Source organism: Paenibacillus sp. S150, assembly GCF_019352175.1.
GTDB lineage: Bacteria > Bacillota > Bacilli > Paenibacillales > Paenibacillaceae > Paenibacillus_AQ.
The window spans coordinates 109,885-116,969 of record NZ_JACBYI010000018.1; the positions used below are offsets into that span (position 1 = coordinate 109,885).

Here is a 7,085-nt window from a genome sequence, read left to right on the forward strand (position 1 = left end):
ACTACAGCTTCAGCTTTTGGATCAGAGGCATGCCCACCCGCCGGAGCAGCAGCCCCAGAAAGGACCAGCTGCAGCGGTTCAGCAGGGCCGTGCCTTTATCATACACGGCGGACAGCTCTGCAGCTGCCACCGCTCCGCGGTTGCGCTTGAACTGCCCTACCCCGGAGCTCTCATGCAGCAGCTGCCCTCGGCTTGCGGCAAGATCAACCAGCACGGCGGACAGCATCCGGTACAGGCCAAGCGACTGGGGCAGCGAGGTATCATAGCCGAACAGCGGCGCTGTCATTGCCCCCTCCCGGCTGTAGAAGCCGAGCACGGCGTCAAGCCTGCCGTTTTTGCGCAGCCCATAGAGATGAAGTGTCCGCTTCTCCAGCGCCAGCCGGATATAGGCCCCGGTGAACCTCGGGTTATGCTCCGAATATTTATGTATATACAGAAGTTCATACAGCTCCACAATACGTGGAATGTCTTCCTCTGCAATCAGATCATGTCCCTCGACCGTGTATCCATGCTTATCCAGCAAGGCACGGTCACGCTTCACCAGCCACTTGGCCTTGGACGCTGCAGGCGCTGCAGCAGATAAATCTGCCGGCTCGGCACCCGTTTGCAGCCATAGCCGGCAAGCGCCTCCATCAGCGGCCCGGAGGTCTCATTGCTGAGCGAGCGCAGAAGAATCGTATAGCCGGGATATTCCTGGCGGAGGTAATCCAGCACTTTCAGCATCTGGCCCGGACTCGCCGGAGGATACAGGTTGGTGGACAGCAGCCAGTTGTTGACCTGGACCACCCGGTTAAAGCGGGCGGTTCTAAGCAGGAGTCCTGTTCCCCGCAGCAGGACGGACAGCATTCCTTCCAGCAGGCGGTTGTGGAGCAGCGCCAGCTCCTCACGGGCATAGCTGACATAATGCGTGTAAGGTGAACAGACATAAGAATTGGCATACTCCGCTTCATTTACAGTAATGGGGATAGGCAGGCCGTCAACCGCAATCACTCTGACAGTTGTACGCACATTGGCGATAAAATGTTCTGCCGGCCGCTCCAGCAAGCCGGTAATATATTGCCGCGCATAGCGGCCATATTCCGTATCCGGCCATTCCAGCTGCGCGATGCTCTCCTTGTCATATTGAGCCACCCCTTGCTTCACAGCTTCCAGCTCCTCTCCACCCGGCGCAGCTTCACCGCTCCGGGCGTGAAGCTGTAAGCGGTGAACTGAAGCTGCGGCGGAATGCAGCTGAGCCGGTTGAATAACCGCGACAGTTCTCCGGCAACCAATGCTTCCGTATCCTCTGTGCTTCCCTCCCGTGTCCGGTACGAAATCTCCAGATCCAGCGGACTGCGCTGGATTACACGGTAATGCTCAATATCCGCCGAAGCCGACAGCACAGCCCGGGTGATAAAGTCGGGAAACAGCGTTACCAGCCCTCCATCCTCCAAATGCGGCAGATACAGGATATCGTCGCAGCGTCCTTCAATCCGTTCAATGGCTGTGAACAGAGAACCGCAGGGACAAGGCGAGGCCGCTTCGGTCAGGATATCATTCAGCCGGTAGCGGATAATGGGCTGGACCGACCGGGAGAAGTCCGTCACAACAGGCACAAAGCGCCTGGATTCGCGGTCGAGATATTCTTTTTCAATATGAACAATATCTTCATTCAAATGCAGGGTGCCGCATTCGCAGGTGCAGCCGAGGAAGCCCTCCGTGCACTGGTAGGCCTGATGTACCGTACGTCCGAAGGTACGCTCAATATGCTGCCGGTCCAGCGGGTCCAGAACCTCCGCAACAGCGATCAGCCGGCGGGGCTGTACGGTCAGGCTTCCCGCGATCCGCGCTTCGGCGAGCAGACGGAGCATGGACGGCGGCGCGATCCAGAGATCAGGGTTATACTGCTCCAGCCGGGCAACCAGCCGCGGGAGCGGCTCCAGCAGATCAAAATACTGAAATTGCAGGCGCCCCTGGCTGACGGATTCATACAGGTTGCTGTTGGCCCGCAGGAAAAATGCGATCTTTGCGCGTTGCCACAGCCCTCCCGGCAGCAGCTTCGCCAGTACAGTTCCGGTCCAGGCCGCCTGCTCCTCTTCACTGACCAGAAATATCCCGCGGCTGCCCGAGGTTCCCGACGACAGGCCAACCGTAATTCCATGCAGTGTCGGCTTGAAATAACGGCTGTTCTCTGCTTCATAGGCCTCGGCAAAAGCCATGTCCTTGGTGATCCCCGCCGTATTGAGCGTATCGAAATTGTCCATCATAAGCTGTTTTTCAATGACCGGAAAATGCCGCCACTCTCCGGCTGGAACACCCGCCCACAACTCACGGTAAAAAGGAGATGTCCGGCGAATCACTTCCACATGCCGCTGAATCCGCCTCTCCTGCCACTGCTCCAGGGCCGCGCGGTTCTTCCAGCGGTGTCCCCACTTGGCAAGGCTGTAGAACCGTAGCGTGCGCAGCAGCCGGCTCATTTCACACCGCCTGTTCCCCAGAGAGCCAGTGCCTCACGGCAATGGCTGGGTACAATCCGCAAGCCGGGAAAGCGCTCGTGGATCTGCCGCAGCCGGTCAAAATTAAGCCGGTATTCCTTGCGGTCGGACATAATGAGACCGGCTGCCGGATGCGGCCTGCGGTTCTCGCGGAAGGCACGGCTCGACCATACTGTATCCGCGCAGAGCAGGTAGTCGAATCCGCCGCCGGACACAAACAGGCCGATCATTCCGGAGGCGTGGCCGGACATTTCCACCGCCAGCAGGCTGCCGTCTCTCAGCAGATCATAAGCTTCCCCGAAGGGGAGTCCCTGAGCCAGCGGGCGTTTTGCCGAATATTCGTCTATTGGCAAAGAACGGGCAGCGAAATCCTCCGGAAGCAGTCCCGGAAGAAATCCGGCCCGCAGCGCCTTGATCGGGCCAAGCCTGCTTACAGCCTCATAAGACTTGCGCAAGTAAATAAACTGAGCCTTGGGAAAATCCCGGACGCCTCCGATATGGTCGGCATGAAAATGCGACAGCACCACGTAGCGGATTGCCTCAGGCTGTATTCCGGCTTTCCGGAGACGCTCCCGGGCGCTTTCCCCGTCCTTGAAGACCACCGGTGTAATATGGCGGTAGAGCGACGCCGGAAGCTTAGCCGTTTCCTGAAAGAAGCGGGCACTGTAGCCTGTATCGAACAGAATCGGCCCATGCTGCGGATGTCTCAGCAGAGCATAGCCCGCAGGAAAGGCCACGGGTCTGTACGTACCGCCCCGCAGCGTCAGAACTTCGGGATGGACGCAATACCCCGCCGATAACAGGGACACGGTTACGGGTATTGAAGTCATCATGTCTGTTCTCTCCACCATTCCGCGAAGGACTGGAGGCCTTCGTCTATAGTTACACGGGGGTGATAACCCAGCCGGTCCCGCGCCAGCGAAATATCCAGTGTCTGGGAGACACCAAGTGCCGAAGCGGAATACCGGGTAAGCACCGGCTCGCCCAGGAAGGGGAGCAGCTTATGCACCCCTTCCAGTATTCCGGCTACAGCGTAAGCGGTACGGTATGGAATCTGCCTGCTGTGCAGCGGAATATCCAGCCGGGCAAACAGCCGCACAAGCAGCTCGCGGAACATGACCGGCTCGCCGTTCGAGATGTTGTAGGCCTGGCCGGCTGCCGACAGCGGAGCGGTGCAGCACAGCAGCATGGCATCAATGACATTCTCCACGCAGGTGAGATCAATCATGGCCCGGCCGCCATCCAGAAACGGCACACCCTTGCGCTCATTGGCCGCAAGAATCCGGGGGAACAGTGCATTGTCCATAGAGCCGAAGATCGCCCTGGGCCTCAGAATAAATACCGTCAACCCTTCCCTGGCCGCCTGCTGCACCGCCTGCTCCGCCAGAAGCTTGGTTGCCGCATAGGTATTGGCCGGCTTCGGAGGAAGCGGGTCCTCTTCCCTGATGCCGATACGGCTCTCGCGGCTGGTATACAGGCTTGGCGTTGAGATATGTATCAGCCGCTGCACACCATGCCGCTTGCAGCCCTCCGCAATATTGCGTGTAGCATCGGCATTGCATGCGTAAAAGTCACTGTATTTGCCCCAAGGCGACGAGAGCGCCGCACAGTGGAAAACCAGATCCATTCCTTCGCAGGCGCGGACCGCAGCTTCTCGATCGCGCAGATCCGCACACAGAAATACAGCGCCATCCTGCTCAACCAGCTCCCCGGCCTCCCGGTTCCTGCCGAGTCCGTATACTTCCCAGCCCAGCTCCGCCAGCCTCCTTACCGTATGGCGGCCAAGAAAACCGGTTGCTCCTGTTACAAGTGCTCTAGCCATCACTCACCGTTCCATTCTATGTCTTCTGTCAGGGCTTCAGTAACCGTAATCCTTTTCCGCCTGGCCAGACGGTAAGCGTAATATACAACACGGAGCTGCTCACGAAAGGGCTGCCTGTCATTCTTGCGGAAGATAACATCCTCCGCCCCGCGGAATGCCTTGCTCCACTTGCGCAGGCCGCCCGGTCCCGGCCGCAGGCCGCAGGCGAGCATGGGGAGCGCGAGCATGGATTTTTTGCCCGAACGCGGCGTTCTGACGCTTCCGGACTGCATCAGCTGCCCGGGACTCAGCAGCGCCTGGACCAGCCCGTCCTCCGGTGCGAACAAATGAATCCCGCTGGTCGCGCGCGGGTTGCATTCAATGGGGTAAAGTGTGCCGTCCGCCGCCTCTATAAAGTCAAAGCCGATCTGGCCGCTGAAGCCTGTTGCCCGGGCAAAGCGCTGTACCCAGCCGAAGACCCCGGGATGCTCCAGATGCTCAAAATATACACTCGCCCCGGCCCTGCCGTTCCTGTATACGCTCATATAAGCGGCATGCGCGGCTACTGCACCTTGATGTACGACACTGTAAGTGCATATTGCCTCACCCTTGATATATTGCTGCGCCACCCAGGGGGCTGCGGATGAAATTCCGCCCGGAGCCGGAAGGCTGCGCGGGCCAGCCATGCCTTCCGGCCCGCTTGCGGTATTTCCAGGCAGAATTACCTTGGAGGCAAAGCGGGAAAAAGCCGGTTTGTATACCCAGGCCTCCCCTATCCGCTCCGCTTCCTCCTTGTGGCTTCTCCACTCTGCAAGACTGCTGAGCTGCAGCGTCTTGGGTACAATGAATCCCAGCTCACAGACCCAGGCGATGAATTCGCCCTTGTGGTGCAGGCGGGCCAGCGTTTCCCTTGGGGCCGAGAGCACGCGGCAGCCGCGAAAACGCTCAAGGCCGGACGAAATATAAAAAATTTCCTCGCACAGCGGAATCAGCACATCAATGCGCAGTTCCTCAACCAGCCCCGCCAGCCGCTCAATATACGCCTCGGGATTGTGCCTTGGCGGCGGTACGCGGAAGCTCCCTTCTACAGCCGAGGAGACGCGGCACAGATGATATTCTGCGCTTTCGGCCGCGAACACCAGATGGCCCGCAGACCGCAGCAGACGGGACAGCTCCAGAGCCACAGGTGCCCGTCCTCCTGTAAGGAGCACGTTCATTGCCCGCGGATTGCCGGCGGAATCAGTAATCAATAATCATGCCCCCCAGTGACAGGCCCGCCGCAGTGCCAATGAAGAGTATGCGGTCTCCCCGCCGGACCCGTCCCCTCGCGATCGCCTCATGCAGCCCCATGGGAATCGACGCTGCAATTGTGTTGCCATGACCCGGCGTATTGTCGAGGAATCTGTCCTCGGCAATTCCCAGCTTTTTGCGGAGCAGACGCATCGCCATTGCACTTCCCTGATGAGGCACAACCAGGCGGAAATCAGTCATTTGCGTCTCTGCCTGTGTCAGCATTTCGTTCATGAAATCAGGAAGCAGCTTGGAGGCTTGCCTGAAAATGGCTTGCCCGTCCATGTGAAACAAATACGGGACAGCATTCTCCTTGCTGAATTTCCGGGCATGCAGCCTGGTGCCTCCACCGGCAATCTCCGAATAACGCGCTCCGCTGCTGTAGGTTTTGAGCGAGGCATGGAGAATCTTCGAGGAATCTCCGGCTGCGCAAGGGCCGATGATCACCGCCGCCGCCCCGTCGCCGAACAGCGCCGCGCTCTCCTTGTCCTCATAATTCAGTCCGGCCGAAGCAATTTCCGTCGCCACCAGCAGCACATTCCGGTACCGCCCGGCTGCCACCATGTATGACATGACATCCATTCCCACCAGAAAGCTGAGACAGGTCGAATCAATGTCAAAGGCGGGCACGCCGGAATTCCCCTGTCCCATAGCCTGCTGAATAAATACAGCCGTACCGGGCAGAGGCTGCTCCTTCGTCCCGCTCGTACAGACCAGGCAATCGACATCCGAAAAGCTTAGACCCGCTGCGGCAAGCGCAGCTTCGGCGGCTCTGGCCCCCATGCTGGAGGCGGTTTCACCCTCTACAGCGTAATGCCGCACGCCTACACCCGTTATTTTGCCGACCCAGCCTTCAGGTGTACCGAGCACGTCATCCAGTTCCGCATCCGTCACCTCCCTCCCGGGCAAATATTTGCCGGTACCCAGAATCTTCACATGTCTAAGCTGCACTGTCTCATCTCCTAATCTAAGCTGCTTCTGCTGTCGAGCTCTAGCCAATATTGTAAACTATAGAACTATTCTACTAGATTTCTTGGTTCAGTTACACAAAAACTAGCAAAAGCACAAGTGGAAACGGCTTCGCCGTCCTGATAAGGACGGTATCCGTTTCAGCGGGAAAGATAAGGCTAATGTATAGCGTGAAGCATATAACCCTGAATTTCGAAAGTAAGCATCTACAAATCATCTAAAGGCTCTACACGAAGGGATTTTGTGAAAAACAGCTTGCACCCAATGGGTGATGGAAAAAGCGGGGCTATCCCTTGTCCGATCTGGATTTGTTCAATTCACTTTCGAACTTCAGGTTAACTTTATATGAAATGAACCGGAGAACCTGAGCAACTGATGGAACGCAAGGAAAAGATTCATAGGGGACGAAGCGAAGTGTAAAAAGGTAACTACTTAGGTCCTCTCTGTTACCCCCATCCAGATAATGGGTAAATAATACTCTAAACATATATATACCTAGCTGGAAGGAGGAGAGCAGAAATGAGTCCCGAAGACATTCGACGAATCAGCCG

General features: G+C 57.7%; 7 protein-coding genes. All 7 read right to left on the bottom strand.

The window, feature by feature from the left end:
• Window position 1: 1 nt before the first annotated feature.
• From HYD27_RS32080 to HYD27_RS17370, 7 genes are read right to left on the bottom strand one after another with little or no spacing between them, the layout of a single operon-like run.
• Window positions 2-541 (bottom strand): GNAT family N-acetyltransferase, encoded by a 540-nt coding sequence (locus HYD27_RS32080; RefSeq protein ID WP_309242084.1) that lies wholly within the window; start codon window positions 539-541, stop codon window positions 2-4.
• Window positions 538-1,143 carry a hypothetical protein gene (locus HYD27_RS32085; RefSeq protein ID WP_228745190.1) on the bottom strand — a complete coding sequence of 202 codons (606 nt, stop codon included), beginning with the start codon at window positions 1,141-1,143 and terminating at the stop codon, window positions 538-540. Before HYD27_RS32085 ends, HYD27_RS32080 begins: the two co-directional genes overlap by 4 nt.
• A complete protein-coding gene (locus tag HYD27_RS17350; protein ID WP_219217209.1) occupies window positions 1,140-2,456 on the bottom strand; it encodes a F390 synthetase-related protein in 1,317 nt (438 codons plus the stop codon). Before HYD27_RS17350 ends, HYD27_RS32085 begins: the two co-directional genes overlap by 4 nt.
• Complete coding sequence (locus HYD27_RS17355; RefSeq protein WP_219217211.1) at window positions 2,453-3,307, bottom strand: MBL fold metallo-hydrolase; 855 nt, start codon at window positions 3,305-3,307, stop codon at window positions 2,453-2,455. The genes HYD27_RS17350 and HYD27_RS17355 overlap by 4 nt, the downstream gene beginning before the upstream one ends.
• The gene (locus HYD27_RS17360) at window positions 3,304-4,296 is read right to left on the bottom strand and encodes an NAD-dependent epimerase/dehydratase family protein (RefSeq protein WP_219217213.1); all 993 of its coding nucleotides are present in this window, start codon (window positions 4,294-4,296) and stop codon (window positions 3,304-3,306) included. Before HYD27_RS17360 ends, HYD27_RS17355 begins: the two co-directional genes overlap by 4 nt.
• Window positions 4,296-5,525, bottom strand: a complete 1,230-nt coding sequence (locus HYD27_RS17365) for an ATP-grasp domain-containing protein (RefSeq protein WP_228745191.1) — start codon at window positions 5,523-5,525, stop codon at window positions 4,296-4,298. Before HYD27_RS17365 ends, HYD27_RS17360 begins: the two co-directional genes overlap by 1 nt.
• Window positions 5,515-6,516 (bottom strand): beta-ketoacyl-ACP synthase III, encoded by a 1,002-nt coding sequence (locus HYD27_RS17370; RefSeq protein WP_219217215.1) that lies wholly within the window; start codon window positions 6,514-6,516, stop codon window positions 5,515-5,517. Before HYD27_RS17370 ends, HYD27_RS17365 begins: the two co-directional genes overlap by 11 nt.
• Between the last annotated feature and the right edge of the window lie 569 nt (window positions 6,517-7,085).

Bases quoted from the DNA above. Each gene is read 5' to 3' on its own strand.
- HYD27_RS17350 (WP_219217209.1), bottom strand. From the start codon at position 2,456: ATGAGCCGGCTGCTGCGCACGCTACGGTTCTACAGCCTTGCCAAGTGG.
- HYD27_RS17360 (WP_219217213.1), bottom strand. From the start codon at position 4,296: ATGGCTAGAGCACTTGTAACAGGAGCAACCGGTTTTCTTGGCCGCCAT.
- HYD27_RS17355 (WP_219217211.1), bottom strand. From the start codon at position 3,307: ATGATGACTTCAATACCCGTAACCGTGTCCCTGTTATCGGCGGGGTAT.